A 21,831-nucleotide genomic window follows, 5' to 3' on the forward strand; every position below is an offset into this window, starting at 1 on the left:
ATCGGGCTTTTACGGGCAGCCCGATCCCTACTTAACTTCTTTGCTTTCGCTGAATTTTGAGATGGGGGTCTTACTGCCCACAAATAGCGGGATAAATTCGAAATGAACTTTGTGTTCTCATTAACAATTTATCGTATTTAATAAAAGGGTTCTTTCCCCTTTATATGGAAAAATTAATAAGGGGAAAGAACAATACCGAAAGATAAGGGTGGTTGTCGTGATAAAAACAAAAGATGAAATTGATAAAATTGTAAAAGAAATACAAAAGAAAATAGATTTCTTTGGAGTAGTTTTAGTAAAAAAAGAAAAAGACTTAGTCTATGAAAAAGCTTTGGGTTACGCAAACCAAAGTGAATGTATAAACAATACGATACAAACAAGATTTGGCATTGCCTCAGGATGTAAAATTTTCACTGCAATTGGCATCTGTCAACTTGTTGAAAAAGGTTTTATTTCTTTTCATACAAAATTAAAAGATTGTCTAGAGATAAAATTTCCAAACTTCGATGAAGATATTACAATACACCAACTACTAACGCATAGCGCTGGTATACCAGATTATTTTGATGAAAGTATTATGGATAACTTCGAAGGTCTTTGGAAACAAACACCTATGTATCTATTAAAGGACTTAAAAGACTTTTTGCCATTATTCCAAAACAGAAATATGATGTTTGCACCTGGAAGTAAGTTTCACTACAACAATGCAGGTTTTATCATACTTGGATTAATAATAGAAGAACAGACGGGACTTAAATTTACGGAGTATATAGAAAAGAACATTTTTAATCCGATTGGCATGAATGATTCTGGCTATTTTTCGTTAGATAGATTACCAAGACATACAGCTCTAGGATATATAAAGGACGAAACCAACCAAAATTGGAGAACAAACGCCTACTCTATACCGATAAAAGGAGGAGCTGATGGAGGTGCATATGTTACTGCACCAGACATGCTGAAATTTTGGGCGGCCCTATTTAATAATGAAATTTTAGGAAAGGAATATACAAAATTACTTTTAACTCCTCACATTCAAGTAAATGATAAACAGTCCTACGGCTATGGAATATGGATTGAAACACGAGAAAACAAGGTATTCAAATATCATGTAATGGGGTATGATCCAGGCGTCAGTTTTCGCTCGGCTGTATATCCAGAATTAGGAATCACTTTAGTTATTCCATCGAATAAAGGGGCAGGACCTGAAAAATTAATGACAGAAATAGAAAGAGCTTTTTAATTATATGGATTTAAAAGAAGAGATACAAAAATAATTTAAACGGGTTCATGATTGTTTCTGTTTTGAAAAATATTTTAGTTAACGAGGAACCCTTTATTTAGTAAATAAAGGGTTTTATAATTTCACAAAAATATATACAATTATATAGATTTTATAATTTAAAAACATTACTATATAGTTTTAAATTTTAATTATTCATTCATATGAAAGGGCGTGTTGACAATTTGTATATGATCAACGGTAGTGTGTTTATTATTTTAGGAGTTATTTGTTATTTAATTGTACGTGGAATATTAATTGGTACCAAAAATACAAAACATGTGATTTGGTGGAAAGAAATAATAAGTTTTTTATTTGTGATCTACATTTGTATGGTTGTTGCAGTAACTTTATTCCCTTTACCAATCGGTTTTCCTTCTAATATTGAAAATCTAAATCGCTCGGTCAATATAATACCATTTGCATCAATTATTAAAGACATCAATCAAATTGGTAGTGCTTATGATGGAGATGCCCTATTTATGATTGGTCTAATTGTAAGAAATGTAGGCGGGAATATTTTATTATTAATGCCTTTAGGATTTTTAGCACCAATCCTATGGGATAAATATAAGAAATTCAAAAATACAATTTTATTAGGATTTTCTATATCAGCTAGTATTGAATTGCTACAATTAATTGAGTCTTTATTTAGTGGAGTGGGACGTATTACTGATATTGATGATGTGATCTGTAATGTTATAGGTTCTATTGTTGGATATTGTATTTATATTATCTTTTTAAAAGCTATTAATAAATTTAACATTCGAGTGTTGGGTAAAGCTAATTCTAAAGGTGTGGAATTAGTTGATAAATAGGAGTTTAAACGAGTTATTAAAGGCGTACGAGTAAAAAGTACGTCTTTTTATTTTTATAAATAATGCTTAAGGCTGATGAGAAATCACATTTTCCATCTTACACTTGAAAGTAGCTATCGTATTTCAAGTATGGAATGAAAAGAGGAGAATATAATCTTTAAAGATAAACAAGTTTATAGGAGGATTCTAAATGGATATTTTACTTGTTGTTCTTATTATTGTTTTAATGCAAAGTAAAGAACGAAAAGTGAAAATAAACCGTATTTGGCTCATTCCGGCTTTGTTGTGTTTTGTAACAATCCAGTCCATTATTCATATGGGACAAATAACTTTGCTGCAAGGACTACTGTTTGTTGTAATGCTTGGAATTGGCTTAGGTCTAGGAATTATACGGGGAAGAGCTTTAACATTTCGATTAGATAGTAAAACAGGTCATGTACTACGAAAAGGAAATTGGGTAAGTGCAATAATCCTTCTTGTTATTTTAGGAACAAAAATTATGATTAAACAAAGTATGTTTTCTGGTAGTACGCACCAGACATTAATGGTTGTAACAAATGCCTTTTTATGTATTACATTAGGCACTGTGATTAGTAGACGTTATTATATTTGGAAAAAATATAATGAATTAACACAAAAAGCGTAAATACATTCACCCCTTGTTTAACATTGCTAAGAACGGTAATACTAATTAACATTGAACTTTTACAACAAGGGATGATAATATGATATACATTTACACAGATTTTGGTGGAACACATACTACCTCACTAGCTGCAGCGTATCATTTGAATAAATTACCAACGGATCGCAAGTTAACGAAAGAAGAAATTTTGAATGTAGATTACTTTAATAAATTGAAAACAGAAGATATGGGAAAAATTATTTTTCATGGAATAGACGAAAACGGTCATCCTGTATATACGATTGGATGCGGCGCATCAAAAGTTGTTGTACCTGCGATGAAGCATTTAGGAGAAATCTTGCAAAAACATTATCAAAGTCATGAAAAGATTATTTTTTCTAATACATCACCAACCGTACCTTTACCAATGACTTTCGGTGGGCTGTTTTCTAGAAGGTTCCATATCGATTTTATTGGCGTACCGTTACTCGTATGGGGAGCAAAAATTTGCTGTGATAATATACAAAGGCTTGTTAGTTATACAAAAGAAGCTGGCCGATTAACGAATGATTATGTTGTAATTTTAGATAATGAAACTTTTAAATAGTATATGATAACAAGAAAATCGAGCAAATTCCTTGATTTTCTTTTTTATTTGTGAAATAGACAAGAAATAGTCACATTTAATATGCATCTACTATAGCCAAAACAATAAAGTCCTGTTACTATTACAGGGATATTCTCTTTTCGTAACATAAATATATAGAAAAGTCAGAAAAGAGGAATTGAATTAAGGGAGGAACAACATGAAGCGTGTTGCTTGGATTACTGATAGTACAACTGCGAGTTTTAAAACAGAAGGAGATAACTTTGTTATTCCAATTGAAGTTATTATTGATGGTGTGTCGTACAAAGATTGTGAAGAAGGTGTGCGTGAGCGCGTTTATAATGCTTTGAACGAAGGTAAAACTGTCACTACATCACAGCCTAACATTGGGGAAATGGTAGAGTTATTTTCGAAATGCAAAGAAGAATATGAAGAAGGATTTGCAGTTGCTATTAGCGGAAAAGTAAGTGGAACCTATCAAAATATGAAGTTAGCTGCAGAAATGGCAGGTTTTCCATTAACGGTATTAGACAGTGAAACAACAAGTTATCCAATGGATGAACTAATTAGAAAAGCGAAATCGTTATACAATGATGGTATGACTTTACAAGATATACACAAAACATTAGTAGAGGAAAAAAGAAGACCTTTTCATGTATTTCCAAAGAGTTTAAAAGGTCTATATGCAAGTGGCCGTGTAAAGGGTATTCAATTTTTACTTGGAAGTTTATTAAGTGTCAACTTAATATTAGAAGTAAAAGGTGGAGAGCTTTTACTTGAAAAGAAAGTTCGTAAAATCCAAAAATGTCGAGAATATATTAAAAATGAACTTGAAAAAGAATTACCAAAAGTACTTCACATGTTCCATGCTAACGATAAAGCTGGAGCTGAAGAATGGATTGCAGATATTAGAAAAGCATTCCCTGAAATGGATTTCAAATTATATCCATTACCAATTTCATTTGCGGTTCATGCAGGTGAAGGTACAATTGCAATTAGTTATTAAAGTAAAACCCGTGAATGATTCACGGGTTTTTTCAGAGTGTCGGGAAAGACCTTATATACTATAAGGTCTTTTGTACCTCTTAAAATGGCTTGAATAGCGTTTATTTGAGGTCATTAGGTAGTTAGAGATTGATGACTATCTTTAACGAAAAAAGTTGAAGTCATATTTTTTAATGTTAATAAATCAGAATATTCTTTCTTTTATTTCTGCAGTTACAATCTATTTACATATAAGATTATTAGGATTATATTGACAATGAAAGAGAAAACAATAGATGGAAGGGGATGTTTTTATGTTTAAAAAAGCAGCACTAGGGATTTCATCGTTAGCAATCACAGCGTTCGTCGGATTAGGGATGGCAACAGAAGCTTCAGCTGGACCAGCAGCACCACTTACTTCACTAAACGTCGTACAAGTAGAGTCTGAGCTAGGCGGGGTAGAAACAATTAATCAGAACAGCTTCAGCACATCGCGTAACCACGGGGGAAAATATTTATATATTACAACGAAAGAAATGGGCTATGGCCAAAACCCATTTGCTAAAATGAATGGTTCTAATGTAAAAAGTATTGATTCCACTATAATTGGGGGAAGACCAATCGTTGGCTGGTATTATAAATGGGATGCTTCTGGACACCAACAAGGAAACTTTGAGTACCAAAAGACATCTATAAATGCACCATTTAATACAATGCGTACATCAATTTATATCCAATAATTTTGAAAGCGTTCGCACATATAGAATAGTAAAAAAGGTACTTCTAGGAGTACCTTTTTTTGATTTGAATCACGTTCATCTATATTTATAATCCCGATTCCACAGCAAGAATGCTTCCCATAAAACAAAATCCTAAATGTCTATAAAATTGTTATGAACGCGTAGTACAAGTCCTCTACAATAAAAGTGCGTAACCTTAAATATTTTAAACTCAATGAAAAAGGAAGAAACTGTAGTACTTACGCCGCAGTTTTTAATTCATACATGAATTCACAGTTTTTAGATATATAGACATAAACGTACTACCTGCTACTCTTTTTTTAATTCAAGATTAAAAAAGGAGTAGCTAAACTTATATAAGCGTAGCTTAATGGGTATGTGGCGGAACCTAAAATTAATTACATCTTTTTCATAGTATAAATAATTTTGTATAGGGCGATGAAAGGATTTTTTAAAATAATAAAGAAGTATGTATAAACAAATATATATAAATGGTTGTGATTAGGATGAAAATCAGTAAGTTTGCAGAAGTAAATAATGTAAGTGTAGATACGATTAGACATTATATGGACCTTGGACTTGTTATTCCTGAGAAAAAAGGAAGTCACTATTTTTTTGACGAGTATTGTCAAAAGGATATAGAACTTATATTAGAGTACAAATGGCTAGGGTTTAGCTTGAATGAAATTAAAGAACTGTTTCTTTATAAAAATTTAGGGAAATCCTTAGACTATGAAAAGGATACTTTTTATCAAGCTTTATTTAAAGTAAAATATGAAAAGATTGTACAAGAAATAAAAACCTTAGAGGAACGAAAAGATAAATTAAAGGAAGCGTTACATAATTTATCTATAGAAACTGAAATTTCGAGTTCAATTTTAGGGGTAGATTTAAAAGTACTTCATTTATTTAAATGTGTTAAGTGTAACGGAAATTTAATTCTTGAAGATGGCATTATCAATAAAAATCAAATTATTGAGGGAAAGTTAATTTGTAATTGTGGTGAAGAATACGCGATTATTTCAGGGGTTTTAACAGCTGGCAACTCATTGAAAGCATGTGAAAAGACATCACTTGAAGATTCTATTTCGGATTATATCCATGAAACTGATACTGCTTTTTTGGAAAATGTTCAAAGAGGAGGAGAATGGGCGAAAAAGAAACTAAATCAACTAGATTTAAATGAAAAAATACTACTTGATTTAGGATCTGGTATTGGGTTCTTTTTACGAAATATTTATGAAGAACTACCGGAAGAGTGTTTATATATTGCTGTTGATCGAGATTTGAATAAACTTTTACTTTTAAAAGATGTAATTGAGAGAAGAAATGTGAAAAGAAATATTGTATTTATCTGTGCCGATTTTCTAAACATACCTATTCAGAATTATTCTATTGATATTGTAATTGATCAATCAGGTACAAGTAATTATAGTTTTGAACATGAGGAGTTCTTATTGTGTGAATTAAATTCCCTTTTTAAACACAATAGTTATTTATTAAGTTCGTTTATTTTATTCAATAAATTTAGTATAAATAGCCAAATTGCACCTAGACTCAGAGTGAATTTTACATCTGTAAAAGTAACGAAAGAAATCCAAAGTTTACAGTTTCAATCGATTGATGAAAGTACTTCAAATTATTTGATACGAGGGGGAAAGTACGAGGATTTCTTTGTTCAAGGAGAAGAAATTTATACATATTCATTTTTCGGAAAAAGATGGGGTTAACCCCGTCATAAAAAGTCCGTTTTTATAACGGGACTATTTATGACGATTCCTATTTATACTTTTTACGATTAAAAGAAAAAGAGAATGTTAATCTAAATGTTTAGCACTCACTGGACAGTCTCTTGTCGGTGTATGTCTAGTAAGAGAAAAGATAGCCAAACCTAAAGATAATAAAACTAAAGATCCACCAACCCAGGCCATATTGGCAACATTATGTACTTGTTTTAAAGCTATACCTCCAACTGCAGAGCCGAGTGAAATTCCTATTTGTAGGGCTGAATTATTAAAACTTTGCTGTATATCTGACGTATCCGGGGCAGTTTGGATTAAATAACTTTGTTGAGGTGGTGCAAGCCCCCAACTCAATGCAGCCCAAACTATCATAACAGGAATAAATAGAATAATAGAAACTGCCGTAAACGGTAATATAAATAAGATTAGAGCAAATAGAGTAATAACTATCACAATACTTTTTTGAGCGCCTATTTTATCTGATAATACACCGCCAAACGCTCCGCCACTTACTGCAGCTATACCAAACACTAAATAAAATATGCTAATCCAATAAGGGCTTAGGTGAAACTTATTTTCTAAAAAAGGAGTAAAATAAGCATATAGAGTATAGTGTCCTGCTAACATAAACATGGTAGCTAGATGGGCAGATCCTAGTTTAAGACTACAAACGGCCTTTAATTGGATAGATAAAGGAGTTCGGTTTTCCTCTCCAGGTATTTTATCTAAAAATACTGAAATTAAGATAATAGACCCCAATGATAAAATAGCTATACATAAAAAAATAATTCTCCAGCCAAATGTGTTTGAAATTAATATGCCTAGTGGTACTCCTAGTACAAGTGAAGAGCTAATACCCATATAAATTAATCCTAATGCTTTTGCTCGATAAGCGGGATTAACAATTTTAGCTGCAATTGTTAGGGAAAGTACTACAACTAAAGCAGTACTCATAGCAGTTAAAATTCTTGCTATCATCATAAAAGTAAAGTTCGGACTAAAATAAGTAAGTAGATTACCAATTAGAAAAATGTAAAGTGAAATAATATATAATTTTTTTCTTTCCACTTTACTTGTGAAAATCAATAATACAGGACCTGCTATTGCATAAGTAAAGGCGAAAATTGTAATTAATTGACCAGTGGAACTTAATGAAACATTAAAATCTTTAGCGATGTCTGGCAATATTCCTCCAACGATAAGCTCTACAAGACCTACCGCTATCGTTGCTAAAGCTAATATAAATACTTTGAAATTCATTTTTTATATTCCCTTCTCTGCATTATTTACCGTAGAACAAAAAAACTCCTGACTACAAACGCTAAAAGACGCATTTTGTAGTCAGGAGTTGTTGGTTCCTGGTAGAGACCCCCAAGCCATATTCTTGGAGTTATACATGATTCTCATATGTAATTAATCAACGTAATAGAAGATACCATATTATTTTTTAGATTTCAATAAAAAATTTGCATTTGTACATGTGATCTTATTAATCATTTTATTTTTTATCGTTGTAGGATGCACTAATATCTTCAGTTGATGTGCACGGGGTTAACCCCATCTTTTTTCATTTCTTTGTAGTAATTTTTAAACACAGTGTATTGATATTGGGTTAACCCGAGAATTTACACTTTATGTAATACAAAGAAAAGTGAGGGGAAAGTGATGGGAAGTTTACGATTACATATAGAAAATAAAAAAAGAAACCAAGGACTAAGAAATATTTGTTTATATTCAATTGCAAAAACAGTATCACTATTCGGTAGCTCTATTTATAGTTTTGCATTAGGATTGTATGTTTTACAAATAACCGGATCTGCGTTAAATTTTGCGATTACGCTCATATTAGGAACATTTCCAATGATTGTTATGAATCCATTTGCTGGTGTCATTGCTGATAAGGTTGATAAAAAGAAACTCGTCGTTTGCATGGATGTATTAAGCGGGTGCTTATTAATAACTGTTTATATATTAAGCAACTATTATGGATTAAACTTATTCATTATTTATACTACTACCTTTCTTATGACAGTATTTACAACGTTTTTTGGAATAGGATTAGAGGCCGTAAAACCGAATATGGTTACTAAAGAACGGTTAATGCGTATTAATTCTATAAGTAAAATTATCGATTCTATATCTTTAATTTTAGGGCCTATGTTAGGGGGCATTGTTTTTGCAGTCTTTGATATAAAAGCTTTTATCATTATTAACGGTATTTCATTTATCCTTTCGGCTATATCCATATTGTTTATAAACTTTAAATTGTGCGAGCAAAACATAAATGAGGAATGTTCAATTAGAGAAATTAATTTTATTGAAGATATAAAGGAGGGATACTCTTACTTATTGGAGCGGAAAAGCTTAAAAAATACTTTTAGTATTTTAATTTCCCTTAATTTCTTTTTAGGCTTTGCTGTAACTGTTCCATTTCCATACATTATTAACACAGTTCTCAATCTTAGTTCTAAGCAATTTGGTATGATTCAAGGGACTTTTCCGATAGGTATGATAGTTGGTGCAATATTAGTAAAAAAGATAACTGATTGTTTTTCTTATTCTTATCTATTGAAGAAAATAAGTTTTATGTTGGCAATTTTTATGATAGTTTCAGGAATACCTGTTTTATTTAAATCTATTGTAGTAAATAATTTGGTATATGTTACTACGTATTGCATGATTATGTTCTTTTTAGGATTTATGATAGCACAAATTGATATTCCTTTAATGTATTTCATGCAAAATGAGATTCCTGAAGAATATAGAGGAAGAGTTCTTAGTATTGGATTAAGCTTAGGTAAAATAATGCAGCCAATAGCACTTGCAATATCAGGACTATTATTAAATTTCATTCCAGCCTACACGCTTCCCATTGCAGGGGGGATTGTATTTTTTATTTTGAATAAAATTTTAGCAAATAAGTTAAATTTAGAAATTCATTCAAAAGATTATAGTGTTTAACGTAACTTAAAAAGCGCAGGATTAGAATCCTGCGCTTTTCTATCGTAATTCAGCTGTTTTTCTAATAACAATCTTATCAATTTCATCTTCTTCATCACCAATAAATAATCCTCGTTCTTTTAAATATGCTTCAAAATATAAATCTGCTTCAGCGCGTTCGTCATATGGCTTTACAGAGAGAACGAAACCTAATTTGTTTTGTTCTTCTAAATGAGAAGTGGAGATGTAAGCCGGTACATTATGGCGTAAAAAGAGTTCTTTAACCGGAATAATCATATCTTTCATTAATTTCGTTAGCATACCCATTTCAAACTCGAAATTAAAGCGATCTATACTAGATAAATCAGCGAATACTACACCGATAAAACCTGTATTAAATACTTCTTGATATTCTACATCTTCGTCATGGCCGCCGTAAAAATTCTTTTCGATTAAATAATTTACAAAATAAGCAACGCCATCACTTTGTTCAAATGGTTTCGTTGAAAGAACAAAGCCAATTTTCTTTTGTTTATGTAAATACACACATGACATGTATGCTGAAATGTTATGTTCTTTAAATAAAGCACTTGTTGCTCCAGAGAGACCATCTAATACGTGATGAACAATTTGAAGTTTTTTACGAGCGAAATAATAGGATTTCTTTTGTAACTCCAATGTATCAATAAAGACAGAGCCGATAAAGCCTGTATTTGAAATAATAGGTGCTTGCTTTTTTCTTCCTCTGCGCTTTAATGGAGCCATTGTTAAAATCATCCCTTCATGTACGTTTAAAATAAAAAAGAACGTTTGTTCGTATATTTATATTTTACTATTAAAACGCTATAAAGTAAAGGATTTTTGATGAAAATATAACAAAAAAGACACCTTATAAAAGGTGCCTTAAACGCTGTAGGGAATAGGGTTTACCCTAACTATTTATATTATGATACAGAAACAATCTCTTCTGTATCTTCTACATCTAAATGACAGTCCATAGTACGAACATCTTGATCTTCATGACTTCCGAAATAAATAGTAATTTTCATATGTATCGCTCCTTTATTCTAGGAATACCTAAAATAATTACTAGTAATGTTAATATTTATTATATACCACTTTTTTCATTCCGACAACGTTATATCATTTTTAATTATTTTAAACTATAGAGCACAATTTAAAGAGGTACTTTTTATAGAAAAAGGTAAATTTCTTCTATATTATATTTAATATAGAAGAATTCGAGGATTACTTTTTATGAAAAGGAGAACTATTGATGAATTATAAACAACTATTAATAGATAACTTTACATTTAAAACTTCATATGTTGCGCAATTTGTGCCCGGAATGAATATAAAAGAAACGAAAGATTATATTGCTGTTGATTGCGGATTACCTGCAGATACATTCAATGTCATCACTCTATTAAACAATAATTTAACGGTAGGGATAGAGAAATTATATAAGGAGGTAGACTACTATAATCAAAAGAATTTTCCAATGAGTGTTTGGTTATGGGATGAGGAGCAAGAGCGGGATATAAAAAGCAAGTTAATTAAAATTGGTTTAAAAGAAGCGGAACAGAATATTGCGATGGTAGCAGACTTAAAAGCAATTTCTCCAACAATAAACATGCCAGTAAGTTTTACAATTCAACAGGCATCTTCACCTGCACAAGTAAAAAAATTTGGAGAAATGTTAGCTAATCTATTCGGCACATCAGAAGAAGGTATACATGTACAAGCATTCTATAATCAAATTTCTAATCTTGATTTATGGAACAGTGAAAATATGAAACTATTTTTAGGATTTTATGAAGGGGAAGTCGTAACTGTTGGTTCATTGATATGTTCAAAAGATAGTATTGGTATTTATGATATCGCAACTAAAGAGGAAATGAGAGGACGAGGATTCGGATCTACTATGTTCAATTTCCTTCTGCAAGAAGCACAAAAATTAAAAAATATGTATTGTGTGTTACAAGCTTCACCCGATGGAATCAACATTTATAAAAAATCGGGATTTCAAGCTATCGGCAAAATGACTGTATTGGAAAATCGACATTTAATTGAGTAAATCATTCAAGTTAAATCGTCTTTATATAGGAGCTTATAAATCGTTATGAAAAAGATATATCCCGTTACAATAATTTGTGCCTTTATAGTAATAAGTATCTTTGTTTTTCAGAAAATAAATGAACATAAGTATACTAAAGCTATTAATCAATCAAATCATATAAAAAATATCGCACATAGAGGTGCTTCTGCGTATGCACCTGAACATACAATAGCAGCATATCAATTAGGCCAACAAATGAATGGAGATTATATAGAAATTGATCTTCAAATGACAAAAGATGGACATTTAGTGGCTATGCATGATGAAACATTAAACCGTACAACGAATGGTACTGGGCTGGTAAAAGAGCATACATTAGAAGAAATAAAGCAACTAAATGTTGGCTCTCTTTTCAATGAAAAATATCCGAATTTAGCAAAGAAAGAATTTGAAAATGCAAAAGTCCCAACAGTAACAGAAATTATTGAAACGTTTGGGCATAACGCGAACTATTATATTGAAACAAAAACACCTGATGAATATCCAGGAATGGAAGAAAAATTATTAGAAATTATTAATCACTACGAAATACAGGATAAAGTTATTATTCAATCGTTTAGTGAAGAAAGTCTACAAAAGATTCATAGCTTAAATAGTAATATATCCATAGTACAATTATTACCTTATAAAAAAGCAGTTCAATTAACAAAATTAGAGATAGAAAAGTATAAAATGTACTGCATAGGTCTTGGTATGAATTACAAATATATTGATTCAGATTATGTAAATAAAATAAAGAAAAACGGATTAGAAGTTCATCCATTTACAGTAGATAATGAAAAAGATATGAAAAAGTTACTTTCATGGGGAGTCGATGGGATGTTTACTAATTATCCGGATCGTTTACATTCAATATTATTGGATTTGAAAAGTCATGAATAAGAAGTGTTATTCATAAAGGGAAAATTTACACAACCTGTATATTAGGATTATCAATGCAAGAAGGCATGTAGCATATAAAAAGAAAATACCAAAAACCGCAACTGGGAAGACTTAGGTTGTGGTTTTTTTATTGCTTCGATTTCAACTTACAAAGTTTGAAGCTAGAAGTGAAAACCTTTTTAGCTGAATTGGCTTCCTATGTATTTGTACTTCGTATCGTTCTAGGTATATGTACAACCCGTGAGACGAGTTTTGCATAGGATAATAGAAAAGGAGATGTTGCATATTGAAATACCACAATAGAAATGTAAGTAATCTGAATAAATTAGCGGATAATACGAAAGCTGCAGCTTTTAAGTGGTATCAGTACTGTATCGACAATGGAATTGAAGTATTAATTTATGAAACAATCCGAACGGTCGAGCAACAACGTGAATATGTTCGTAAAGGAGCATCACAAACGATGCGCTCATATCACTTAGTAGGACAGGCATTAGATTTTGTTCCAATTCAGTCGAATGGTACAGAAGATTGGAATGGCTATAATAAAGAACCGTGAGCATCAGCAATTCGTTATGCTAAACAAATTGGTTTTGAATGGGGCGGTGACTGGAAAGGATTTGTGGATAGCCCGCATTTGCAATATAACTACAAAGGATATGGAACGGATACTTTTGGAAAAGGTGCTCAAAACGTAGTGGCTCCTCCCACGTCGAATGATAGTGTAGGGATTGCTTATATTAACGGTAGTAATGTAAATTTACGAAAAGGACCTGGTACTGGATATGGCGTTATTCGTCAATTAGGGAAAGGAGAGTCCTACAAAGTATTTGGGCAATCAAATGGCTGGTTAAATCTCGGTGGCGATCAGTGGATTTTTAACGATCCATCATATATTCGTTATACGGGAGGAAATGTGCCAACACCTTCACAATCATCAAATGAGGGTATAGGTGTAGTTACTATAATCGCTGATGTATTACGTGTTCGTACCGGCCCAGGAACAAATTACGGCATTGTGAAAAACGTGTATCAAGGTGAAAAATATCAATCATTTGGATATAAAGATGGTTGGTATAATGTTGGTGGAAATCAATGGGTTTCTGGTGAATATGTTACGTTTGTAAAGTAAAAATAAGAGCCGTCCTGTTGGGCGGCATTGTATTTTAAATATTCATAGGGCGAGCACTCATGATATCATTCGTGATACATAGATTATAATTTTTCATTCTAATAATCAGAAAGTAATCAAAATGTAATTAATTTCAACTACGCTTTTTATATTTTTTTGATACACTGGCTACGAGGGGGATACCAATTAAGGTGGGTAAAAACCAAAACCATATTGGCGGAAGTAAATTTATAATGGGAATATGGATGCCGACATTTACTAAAAGTGCAGTGACTGCACCTATATAAGAACCTAACATACCTCTAATGTGGTGATAGAGCCAATTTTTCCAACGTTTTTTTCGTGCAAGGTATCCATAAATCGCAAATGAATAAGAGAAGATTGCTACATAAAATAAATATGCGATTTTATCCCAGTTTATAATGGATAATATAATGGCAGTAACGGTGATAACGACATAGGATGCGTGATATATTTCACCCCATTCCGTATGTTTACCTTTCTTCTTTTGAGCAACCATCGCTATTATCCCAGTTATTAAACATATCGTTCCAAATAATATGTGGATGGTTAAAAGAATGTTGAAAATGCTCATCATAATTCCTCCCTTTTTATTTTTATAGTATTGCAGCATAGGAGAAAAGTTGAAACATATTGTTTATTCACTTTAATATATTGAAGTAAAGGTACTTCAAGAACAAGTTTAAACGGACAAATTTTTCTTGAGTTTAGTGAGACACGTATTACGTGAAATGAAGGAGAGACTTCCATGTTTACATCTATTACATATTTACAATCAGGGAATGACAAGCAACAAAAAATATATGATGTTTTGAATAGCCTAAACATAATGGAGGATTTAGCTTTATATAATCCTGTTCTTTGCGGGACAATCCCGATAAGAATTGATACTCCTCAATCTGACTTAGATATTGTAATGGAAGTATATAACTTTGATGTTTTTGAGCAGGAAATGAGATCTTTATATGGTTCTTATAGAGGGTTCAATATAAAAAAGAAAAAAATGAAAGGTACTGAATCGATAAAGGTGAATTTTGAATTCGAAGGTTTTGAATTTGAATTATTTGCTCAACCTAAGCCAGTGCGTAATCAAAATGCATATAGACATATGATAGTGGAACACATGTTATTAATGCAGCATCCCCATATAAGGGAAGAAGTTATTCACTTAAAGGAACAAGGTTTAAAAACAGAACCTGCTTTTGCTCAAGTATTAAATATTGACGGAGATCCTTATGAAGAGCTTATTTTATTAGGGCAGGAAATGAAATTGTGGTAAATAAGATACATAAAAAAATCCTCCAAAAACAAAAGAGGATTTTTTTTTATGCCGTTAACTTCCGAATTAATTCACTGAGCAATTTAATTCCGTTAGTCATTTGTTCTGGAGTAGCATATCCATATGATAAACGAATGTACTGATCTGATTCTTCTTCATAAATACGTCCCGGATTTAAAAGAATTCCTTTTGATAGTGCCTCTGAAAATAGTTTTTTCATCGGAATGTTATGTACAACCTTTAGCCAAATAAAAAATCCACCACTAGGAATATCCCACGATGCAATATCTGCACAATATTTATTTAAAGCTCGTATCATTATTTGTCTTCGTTCTTTCAGGTGCATTCTTACGTTTGCTACATGTTCTTCATAAAAACCTTCATTTATCCATTCAGCAGCTACTCTTTGAGATAAAGAGCTGGATCCATAGTCTGTTTGCATTTTTATATCTGACAATCTATCAATAACAGGTTCTGGTCCGATTATCCATCCAATTCTAAGTCCTGGGCTAAGTGTTTTAGAGAGACTACCAATATATAATACATGTCCATGTTTATCCATCGACTTTAAAGGAGCTGGAGGTGATTCATCAAGCCATAACTCTCGGTAAATATCATCCTCGATGATAGGCAATTGCTCTTTTTCACATATTTTTAATATTTCTTTTCTTCGCTCTTTGGACATCAATATCCCCGTTGGATTTTGAAAACAAGGGATTGAATATAAAATATTATTCTTTTGACTATATTTAATTCGCTTTAATAAGTCGTTAGGTAAAATACCGTGATGATCCATTGATATACCGGATAAATTTATATTTGCTGATTGAAAAACATGAAGTGAATATAAGTAAGAAGGTTGTTCAAGTAAAACAGTTGATTTTCTATGTAAAAGACCAATTGATATTAATTGTAATGCTTGGAGTGCACCAGACACTATTAATATAGAACCCGGTGATGCATGTATTCCAAATGATTTTACGTATTTACTTATTGCTTCCCGTAACGGATAAAAACCTTTTTGTTCTTCGTATCCGAAATAATCTAATTCCTCACTGACGTTTTTTATTATAGATTGCATAGTTTCGAGCGGGAAAAGATGAGGTGCAAGTTCACCTTTACTAAGATGGATAAGCGTTTTATTTGCTTCTGCTGCATTTATTTCTCGCACCATTAACTTACTTGGTTTATGAATACCTGCCTTTACATATTCACTCCAATCGGGCGGGGGATTAGTTGCTAATAATGACCATGTATTATTTGTTACAATTGTTCCTGCTCCGATTTGTCCTTGAATTAAACCATCTGCCATAAGTTCATCTAGCGCAGTTATTACAGTACTTCGATTTACATGAAATAATTTTGCTAACTGCCGCTGACTAGGGATTTTACTTCCAATTGGCCATTCTCCGTTTTCAATTTTTTCTTTCATATAGTCTATTATCTGCCGATATTTGGGCACTTTTTTATCGTTTGTCATATAAAAAACTCCCTCGTTTATTTAAAAGTGGTTGGTTTTTCCGATAAATAACTGGTTGAAGACATTGTATCAACTATTAAATATGATGAAAAGAAATAATTGGTAATTTAAAAATGGTTGGTTTATTAGGGAGGGAGAGAAAACATGCATAATAAAAAATGGGATTTACGCATTATATGTGCTCACGCTTTTACAATTCTTATATGGGGAACTGCTTTTCCAGCAATTCGTATGGGGCTTGAATCTTATACGCCGGAACACCTTACTTTACTACGCTTATTAATCGCTTCATTTATACTTTTGTTATTTTCATTTATATACAAACTACGACTACCGGATTTAAAGGATATCCCAGCATTTTTTATATTTGGTGCTTTAGGGTTTACTATTTATCACATCGCATTAAACTACGGCGAAAAAACAGTAAATGCTGGATCTGCAAGTTTAATAATTTCAGTCACTCCAATAGTGACGGCAATTCTTGCTTTTGTTTTTTTGAATGAAAAAATGAAATTAAATGGCTGGATCGGTGGTGTAATGAGTTTTGCAGGAATTGCCTTAATTTCATTTAGCCAAGGCGACGCTATTCAATTAAATAGCGGGGGGTTATTTATATTATTAGCGGCGATTTCAGAAAGTCTATTTTTCGTTTTCCAAACATCTTACTTAAAAAAATACGGCTTCTTACCATTTACCATATATACAATTTTGTCTAGTACTATATGTATGCTTATTTTCTTACCCGGAGTTTATCAAGAAATACTAGCAGCTCCTCTTGAAGTTAACTTGAGCGTTATATATTTAGGTGTCTTTCCAACAGTACTCCCGTATATTGCATTGGCCTATATTATATCTCGTGCTGGTGCTTCTGAAGCAACAAGTTCTCTATATTTAACGCCAATAACTGCGTGTTTCATTGCTTGGATATGGTTAGGAGAAGTGCCAACTTTAGTTTCGATAATTGGCGGAGTGATTACTATACTTGGAATTCTGATTGCTCATATACCAGTATTAAGAAAAGAAAAACATGGGAATTTAGCAAATAATCAATCCGTATAATGTAATTCAATAATGACTTTAAGATACTTTTTTATATAGTTTCTTTCTTATGTTGATAAATATAATATTTTGTATTTCAGTTAAATATTGTATGTTACATTTTATGTAGTAAGCATTTTAAAAGGAGCTGACAACATAATGAATGGAAAAAGAAAAATTTTCACATGTATTTCTATTGTAGGAATCGGACTAGCTAGTTTTTCTAATTCTAGTTTCGCAGCAAGTGTAACGGACAATTCAGTACAAAATTCTATTCCCGTAGTTAATCAACAAGTAGCTGCTGCAAAGGAAATGAAACCATTTCCGCAGCAAGTTAATTATGCAGGTGTTATAAAACCGAATCATGTTACACAGGAAAGTTTAAATGCTTCTGTAAGAAGTTACTACGATAATTGGAAAAAGAAATATTTGAAAAATGATTTATCTTCTTTACCTGGTGGTTATTATGTAAAAGGAGAGATTACAGGTGATGCAGATGGGTTTAAGCCACTTGGAACTTCAGAAGGTCAAGGGTATGGGATGATAATTACAGTATTAATGGCTGGTTATGATTCGAATGCTCAAAAAATCTATGACGGTTTATTTAAAACAGCAAGAACTTTTAAAAGTTCTCAAAATCCTAATTTAATGGGATGGGTTGTCGCAGATAGTAAAAAAGCACAAGGTCATTTTGATTCCGCTACTGATGGAGATTTAGATATTGCGTATTCTCTTCTTCTTGCTCATAAGCAGTGGGGATCTAATGGAACAGTTAATTATTTGAAAGAAGCACAAGACATGATTACAAAAGGTATTAAAGCTAGTAATGTTACAAATAATAACCGACTAAATTTAGGAGATTGGGATTCTAAAAGTTCACTTGATACGAGACCATCTGATTGGATGATGTCACACCTTAGAGCATTTTATGAATTTACAGGTGATAAAACTTGGCTTACTGTTATTAATAATTTGTACGATGTTTATACGCAATTTAGTAATAAGTACTCTCCAAATACAGGACTTATTTCAGATTTCGTTGTAAAAAACCCACCACAACCCGCACCTAAAGACTTCTTAGAGGAGTCAGAATATACAAATGCATATTATTACAATGCTAGTCGGGTACCATTGAGAATTGTAATGGACTATGCGATGTACGGCGAGAAAAGAAGTAAAGTCATTTCTGATAAAGTTTCTTCGTGGATTCAAAATAAAACGAATGGAAATCCTTCTAAAATTGTGGATGGTTATCAATTAAATGGATCTAATATTGGTAGTTATTCAACTGCTGTATTTGTTTCACCGTTTATTGCTGCAAGTATAACAAGTAGCAATAATCAAAAGTGGGTAAATAGCGGTTGGGATTGGATGAAGAATAAGAGAGAAAGTTATTTTAGTGATAGTTATAATTTATTAACTATGTTATTCATTACAGGAAATTGGTGGAAACCTGTACCTGATGATACAAAAATACAAAATCAAATAAATGATGCAATTTATGAAGGATACGATAATTAATTAAATTTGAGAATGGTTACTCAAGAAAGGAATTAGCATACGCTAGTTCCTTTTTAATATTTTGTAAAACATTATCCATTCTAAAATTTGCATAGATATACTTGCTTTTTTCATATACATAGTTACTAATGACTCGATTTTTTCGTGAGAGGAGCGTATTTCTTGGAAAAAGTATTATTTTTCGGAGACCCAGGTATTGATGACTCATTTGCCATTATGTATGGCTTACTGCATCCCGAAATTGAAATTGTCGGTATTGTAACTGGATACGGAAATGTTGAGCATATACATGCTGCACATAATGCAGCGTATATTTTACAGTTAGCAAATAGACAAGACATTCCTGTCATTAGTGGTGCAACAAAACCACTTACAGAAGAAATTACTACGTACTACCCTGAAATTCACGGAGCAGAAGGATTAGGTACCATCCATGTTCCAGAAAGCGTATTATCTATTCCAATATACAATTTTGGCAGTATTGCTGCGATTCTTATAAAGTACGGAAAAGATTTAACGATTGTTGATGTAGGAAGATCTACCTCGTTAGCAATTGCTTTTAATTTATGGAATGATTTAATGCTAAATGTAAAAGGAATCTATTTCATGGGTGGTGTTTTTTTAGAAGTAGGAAACGTTACGCCGTTAGCAGAGGCAAATGTGTATGGAGATCCTATAGCAAGTAAAATTGTTTTCCATCAAGCAAAGAATTTATTAATATTCCCTTTGAATGTAACAAACAAAGCTGTGTTAACACCAAATGTGTTTGACTATATTCAAGCTAATTCAAAGAATCCATTCCATACGATAATGAAACCAATGTATGATTACTATTTTTCTGCATACCAAAAACTTAATCCATCTATCGAAGGGCCATTGCTTCATGATGTGGTTGCTATAAGTGGATTAGTAAATCCAAACTTTTTTGAATTTGTACATCGTACAGTGAATGTTGATACATACGGAGATACGAAAGGACAAACATTTGCTGATTTTCGCCTTAGCTCTATATCTGAAGGAGCCCATATAGCATTAGAAATAGATGAACAAAAATTTATTCAAGATTTTATAAAAATTATGTTATAAGTTGTTGTCGAAAAAGGGAATTATTTCAATGCGTTGAATATAAACATACATCCTCTATATAAGGGAGCTTACAATATTGAATATCCAGTTAAAGGTTGTTACGAGAGAAAATTGGGAAGAAGCATTAAAACTACAAGTTAAAGAAAATCAGTTGAAATTTGTTCCACCCGTAGCAGTTTCGCTTGCTAAAGTATATATAAAACCAGATGGTGACAATGTAGAGTACATACCATTCGCTATATACCATGGTGACCTTATGGTTGGTTTTGTTATGCATGCTGTTGTAAGAGAGACATCGGATATGTATTGGATTAACGGATTTATTATTGATCAATCGCAGCAAGGTAATGGTTATGGAAAAGCAGCATTACGAGAAAGTATTAATATAATAAAAAATACTTTTAAATCGTGTAAAGAAATAAGATTAACAGTACATAAAGATAATCTCTCTGCAAAGAAATTATATGAACGATATGGTTTCATATCATTAGGACAAGAGTATGATGGTGAGCAAGTATATCGTTTATTTGTTTAACTATTAGGAAGTAAAGGTGTGAAATGAAATATGCAATTTACTGAAGTGAAAATTGAAGTGTTCATTCCTGAAGAATATATTGAAACATTAAGGGATGAATTAAATAAAATTGGAGCATGTAAAACGGGCGAATATGACCATTGCCTTTCCTATAGTTCAGTGAAAGGATATTGGAGACCTTTAGACGAGGCATCTCCTTTTAATGGAGAAATTGGGCGAATATGCGAAGGGCAAGAATGTAAAGTTGAAATAAAGTGTAAACGAGAAATTGTAAAAGATGCTCTTGAAGTTATTAATGATATTCATCCGTATGAAACACCTATGATTTATATTATACCAATACTAAATGACTATTTTGAGCAACTATACATTGAATAACTAGGAGGGATATCAATTGAAAAGTAAATTCCATCATATTGTACGAGCAGTCATGATAAAAAATGAAAAAATATTAGTTGCTGAATATATTGGCCATTATTATTTTTTACCTGGTGGCCATATTGAAATTGGAGAATCAGCAGAGAATGCATTAATAAGAGAGCTAAGGGAAGAACTTGGAGTAAACTGTAGTATACAACAATTTTTAGGAGTCATAGAAAATCAATGGCAAGATAAAGAAGTACTTCATCATGAAATTAACCACATTTTTGAAGTAGAGTCACAAGATTTACATACGGACTTAACACCGAAATCTAGCGAGTCTCATTTAGCATTTCACTGGATAGATTATAATAAAGAAGCCTTAAATCATTATGAAATCATGCCAATGCCATTAGTGAAGGAATTACTAGAAAGAAAGTTAAGTGATGAACTACTAAATTGTTGGATAAGTAATTTTTAAATCACTCTATTTATAGTAAATAGGTCCATCGCAAGGATATAAAGAAAATAGGCTAAAAAACAAGGTACATCACCTAGTGTAAGTTCATATTTTGTTGATGTACGCATTTAGTCTATAGTCTTGTTTCTATTTTGTTTTACAAAAATATATAAACTTTAA

The 21,831-nt window shown here is 31.8% G+C and carries 21 protein-coding genes, 1 pseudogene and 1 riboswitch; of the genes and pseudogenes, 18 read left to right on the forward strand and 4 right to left on the reverse strand.

Features of this window, described 5'->3' with window-relative positions; all coding sequences use genetic code 11:
- Positions 1-217: 217 nt before the first annotated feature.
- The 7 genes from ACTFRY_RS17020 to ACTFRY_RS17050 all read left to right on the forward strand — a co-directional run bounded on the left by ACTFRY_RS17020 (position 218) and on the right by ACTFRY_RS17050 (position 6,786).
- Positions 218-1,243: a serine hydrolase domain-containing protein gene (locus ACTFRY_RS17020; protein WP_141541465.1), complete on the forward strand. Its 1,026-nt coding sequence runs from the start codon at positions 218-220 to the stop codon at positions 1,241-1,243.
- 224 nt (positions 1,244-1,467) lie between these two features.
- The gene (locus ACTFRY_RS17025) at positions 1,468-2,100 is read left to right on the forward strand and encodes a VanZ family protein (protein ID WP_033694005.1); all 633 of its coding nucleotides are present in this window, start codon (positions 1,468-1,470) and stop codon (positions 2,098-2,100) included.
- Between the two features lie 190 nt (positions 2,101-2,290).
- On the forward strand, positions 2,291-2,746 hold the full coding sequence (locus tag ACTFRY_RS17030) for a DUF1453 family protein (protein WP_098616604.1): 456 nt from the start codon (positions 2,291-2,293) through the stop codon (positions 2,744-2,746).
- A gap of 79 nt (positions 2,747-2,825) precedes the next feature.
- Positions 2,826-3,332, forward strand: coding sequence for a DUF3189 family protein (locus ACTFRY_RS17035; RefSeq protein ID WP_000639423.1), 507 nt, complete (start codon positions 2,826-2,828; stop codon positions 3,330-3,332).
- A gap of 199 nt (positions 3,333-3,531) precedes the next feature.
- Positions 3,532-4,338, forward strand: a complete 807-nt coding sequence (locus tag ACTFRY_RS17040) for a DegV family protein (RefSeq protein WP_098616605.1) — start codon at positions 3,532-3,534, stop codon at positions 4,336-4,338.
- 292 nt (positions 4,339-4,630) lie between these two features.
- Positions 4,631-5,056: a DUF4879 domain-containing protein gene (locus ACTFRY_RS17045; protein WP_098299811.1), complete on the forward strand. Its 426-nt coding sequence runs from the start codon at positions 4,631-4,633 to the stop codon at positions 5,054-5,056.
- Positions 5,057-5,562: 506 nt separating this feature from the next.
- Entirely contained in the window at positions 5,563-6,786 is a 1,224-nt protein-coding gene (locus ACTFRY_RS17050; protein ID WP_098616606.1) for a methyltransferase domain-containing protein, read from the forward strand.
- Between the two features lie 87 nt (positions 6,787-6,873).
- Here the strand turns inward: ACTFRY_RS17050 and ACTFRY_RS17055 are convergent, their stop codons facing one another.
- Positions 6,874-8,058: an MFS transporter gene (locus ACTFRY_RS17055; protein ID WP_098616607.1), complete on the reverse strand. Its 1,185-nt coding sequence runs from the start codon at positions 8,056-8,058 to the stop codon at positions 6,874-6,876.
- A gap of 58 nt (positions 8,059-8,116) precedes the next feature.
- Positions 8,117-8,216, reverse strand: a riboswitch (purine riboswitch).
- 247 nt (positions 8,217-8,463) lie between these two features.
- Between ACTFRY_RS17055 and ACTFRY_RS17060 the strand changes: the two genes are divergently transcribed.
- Positions 8,464-9,759 carry an MFS transporter gene (locus tag ACTFRY_RS17060; RefSeq protein WP_098616608.1) on the forward strand — a complete coding sequence of 432 codons (1,296 nt, stop codon included), beginning with the start codon at positions 8,464-8,466 and terminating at the stop codon, positions 9,757-9,759.
- Positions 9,760-9,798: 39 nt separating this feature from the next.
- Here the strand turns inward: ACTFRY_RS17060 and ACTFRY_RS17065 are convergent, their stop codons facing one another.
- Positions 9,799-10,503, reverse strand: a complete 705-nt coding sequence (locus tag ACTFRY_RS17065) for a hypothetical protein (protein ID WP_000035356.1) — start codon at positions 10,501-10,503, stop codon at positions 9,799-9,801.
- A gap of 511 nt (positions 10,504-11,014) precedes the next feature.
- On the opposite strand from ACTFRY_RS17065, the gene ACTFRY_RS17070 reads away from it, so the two are divergent.
- The 3 genes and pseudogenes from ACTFRY_RS17070 to ACTFRY_RS17080 all read left to right on the forward strand — a co-directional run bounded on the left by ACTFRY_RS17070 (position 11,015) and on the right by ACTFRY_RS17080 (position 13,871).
- Positions 11,015-11,815, forward strand: coding sequence for a GNAT family N-acetyltransferase (locus tag ACTFRY_RS17070; protein ID WP_141541466.1), 801 nt, complete (start codon positions 11,015-11,017; stop codon positions 11,813-11,815).
- A gap of 45 nt (positions 11,816-11,860) precedes the next feature.
- The gene (locus ACTFRY_RS17075; RefSeq protein WP_098616610.1) at positions 11,861-12,739 is read left to right on the forward strand and encodes a glycerophosphodiester phosphodiesterase; all 879 of its coding nucleotides are present in this window, start codon (positions 11,861-11,863) and stop codon (positions 12,737-12,739) included.
- Between the two features lie 286 nt (positions 12,740-13,025).
- Positions 13,026-13,871, forward strand: a pseudogene (locus ACTFRY_RS17080) (SH3 domain-containing protein).
- 133 nt (positions 13,872-14,004) lie between these two features.
- Here ACTFRY_RS17080 and ACTFRY_RS17085 read toward each other — a convergent pair.
- Positions 14,005-14,466, reverse strand: a complete 462-nt coding sequence (locus tag ACTFRY_RS17085; protein WP_086409016.1) for a DUF2306 domain-containing protein — start codon at positions 14,464-14,466, stop codon at positions 14,005-14,007.
- A 174-nt stretch (positions 14,467-14,640) separates the two neighbouring features.
- Here ACTFRY_RS17085 and ACTFRY_RS17090 point away from each other — a divergent pair, with 174 nt between their 5' ends.
- Entirely contained in the window at positions 14,641-15,171 is a 531-nt protein-coding gene (locus ACTFRY_RS17090) for a DUF4269 domain-containing protein (protein ID WP_000495169.1), read from the forward strand.
- 46 nt (positions 15,172-15,217) lie between these two features.
- On the opposite strand, the gene norG is transcribed toward ACTFRY_RS17090, so the two are convergent.
- Complete coding sequence (gene norG / locus ACTFRY_RS17095; protein WP_098616611.1) at positions 15,218-16,651, reverse strand: efflux pump transcription regulator NorG; 1,434 nt, start codon at positions 16,649-16,651, stop codon at positions 15,218-15,220.
- 144 nt (positions 16,652-16,795) lie between these two features.
- Here norG and ACTFRY_RS17100 point away from each other — a divergent pair, with 144 nt between their 5' ends.
- The 6 genes from ACTFRY_RS17100 (at position 16,796) to ACTFRY_RS17125 (ending at position 21,672) form a co-directional block, all read left to right on the forward strand.
- Positions 16,796-17,710, forward strand: a complete 915-nt coding sequence (locus ACTFRY_RS17100; protein WP_098616612.1) for a DMT family transporter — start codon at positions 16,796-16,798, stop codon at positions 17,708-17,710.
- A 138-nt stretch (positions 17,711-17,848) separates the two neighbouring features.
- Entirely contained in the window at positions 17,849-19,210 is a 1,362-nt protein-coding gene (locus ACTFRY_RS17105) for a glycosyl hydrolase family 8 (protein ID WP_016118017.1), read from the forward strand.
- 162 nt (positions 19,211-19,372) lie between these two features.
- Positions 19,373-20,296 carry a nucleoside hydrolase gene (locus ACTFRY_RS17110; protein WP_098616613.1) on the forward strand — a complete coding sequence of 308 codons (924 nt, stop codon included), beginning with the start codon at positions 19,373-19,375 and terminating at the stop codon, positions 20,294-20,296.
- Positions 20,297-20,372: 76 nt separating this feature from the next.
- The gene (locus tag ACTFRY_RS17115) at positions 20,373-20,831 is read left to right on the forward strand and encodes a GNAT family N-acetyltransferase (RefSeq protein WP_001025613.1); all 459 of its coding nucleotides are present in this window, start codon (positions 20,373-20,375) and stop codon (positions 20,829-20,831) included.
- Positions 20,832-20,861: 30 nt separating this feature from the next.
- On the forward strand, positions 20,862-21,209 hold the full coding sequence (gene cutA / locus ACTFRY_RS17120; RefSeq protein WP_001160788.1) for a divalent cation tolerance protein CutA: 348 nt from the start codon (positions 20,862-20,864) through the stop codon (positions 21,207-21,209).
- A gap of 16 nt (positions 21,210-21,225) precedes the next feature.
- Entirely contained in the window at positions 21,226-21,672 is a 447-nt protein-coding gene (locus tag ACTFRY_RS17125) for an NUDIX domain-containing protein (RefSeq protein ID WP_098616614.1), read from the forward strand.
- Positions 21,673-21,831: the final 159 nt, after the last annotated feature.

Source organism: Bacillus cereus group sp. MYBK195-1, from assembly GCF_051916605.1.
Taxonomy (GTDB): domain Bacteria; phylum Bacillota; class Bacilli; order Bacillales; family Bacillaceae_G; genus Bacillus_A; species Bacillus_A cereus.

Excerpts from the sequence above, each read along its gene's own strand:
- ACTFRY_RS17030 (WP_098616604.1), top strand. The coding sequence starts at position 2,291 with ATGGATATTTTACTTGTTGTTCTTATTATTGTTTTAATGCAAAGTAAA.
- ACTFRY_RS17035 (WP_000639423.1), top strand. The coding sequence starts at position 2,826 with ATGATATACATTTACACAGATTTTGGTGGAACACATACTACCTCACTA.
- ACTFRY_RS17040 (WP_098616605.1), top strand. The coding sequence starts at position 3,532 with ATGAAGCGTGTTGCTTGGATTACTGATAGTACAACTGCGAGTTTTAAA.
- ACTFRY_RS17045 (WP_098299811.1), top strand. The coding sequence starts at position 4,631 with ATGTTTAAAAAAGCAGCACTAGGGATTTCATCGTTAGCAATCACAGCG.
- ACTFRY_RS17050 (WP_098616606.1), top strand. The coding sequence starts at position 5,563 with ATGAAAATCAGTAAGTTTGCAGAAGTAAATAATGTAAGTGTAGATACG.
- ACTFRY_RS17055 (WP_098616607.1), bottom strand. The coding sequence starts at position 8,058 with ATGAATTTCAAAGTATTTATATTAGCTTTAGCAACGATAGCGGTAGGT.
- ACTFRY_RS17060 (WP_098616608.1), top strand. The coding sequence starts at position 8,464 with ATGGGAAGTTTACGATTACATATAGAAAATAAAAAAAGAAACCAAGGA.
- ACTFRY_RS17065 (WP_000035356.1), bottom strand. The coding sequence starts at position 10,503 with ATGGCTCCATTAAAGCGCAGAGGAAGAAAAAAGCAAGCACCTATTATT.
- ACTFRY_RS17070 (WP_141541466.1), top strand. The coding sequence starts at position 11,015 with ATGAATTATAAACAACTATTAATAGATAACTTTACATTTAAAACTTCA.
- ACTFRY_RS17075 (WP_098616610.1), top strand. The coding sequence starts at position 11,861 with ATGAAAAAGATATATCCCGTTACAATAATTTGTGCCTTTATAGTAATA.
- ACTFRY_RS17085 (WP_086409016.1), bottom strand. The coding sequence starts at position 14,466 with ATGAGCATTTTCAACATTCTTTTAACCATCCACATATTATTTGGAACG.
- ACTFRY_RS17090 (WP_000495169.1), top strand. The coding sequence starts at position 14,641 with ATGTTTACATCTATTACATATTTACAATCAGGGAATGACAAGCAACAA.
- norG (WP_098616611.1), bottom strand. The coding sequence starts at position 16,651 with ATGACAAACGATAAAAAAGTGCCCAAATATCGGCAGATAATAGACTAT.
- ACTFRY_RS17100 (WP_098616612.1), top strand. The coding sequence starts at position 16,796 with ATGCATAATAAAAAATGGGATTTACGCATTATATGTGCTCACGCTTTT.
- ACTFRY_RS17105 (WP_016118017.1), top strand. The coding sequence starts at position 17,849 with ATGAATGGAAAAAGAAAAATTTTCACATGTATTTCTATTGTAGGAATC.
- cutA (WP_001160788.1), top strand. The coding sequence starts at position 20,862 with ATGCAATTTACTGAAGTGAAAATTGAAGTGTTCATTCCTGAAGAATAT.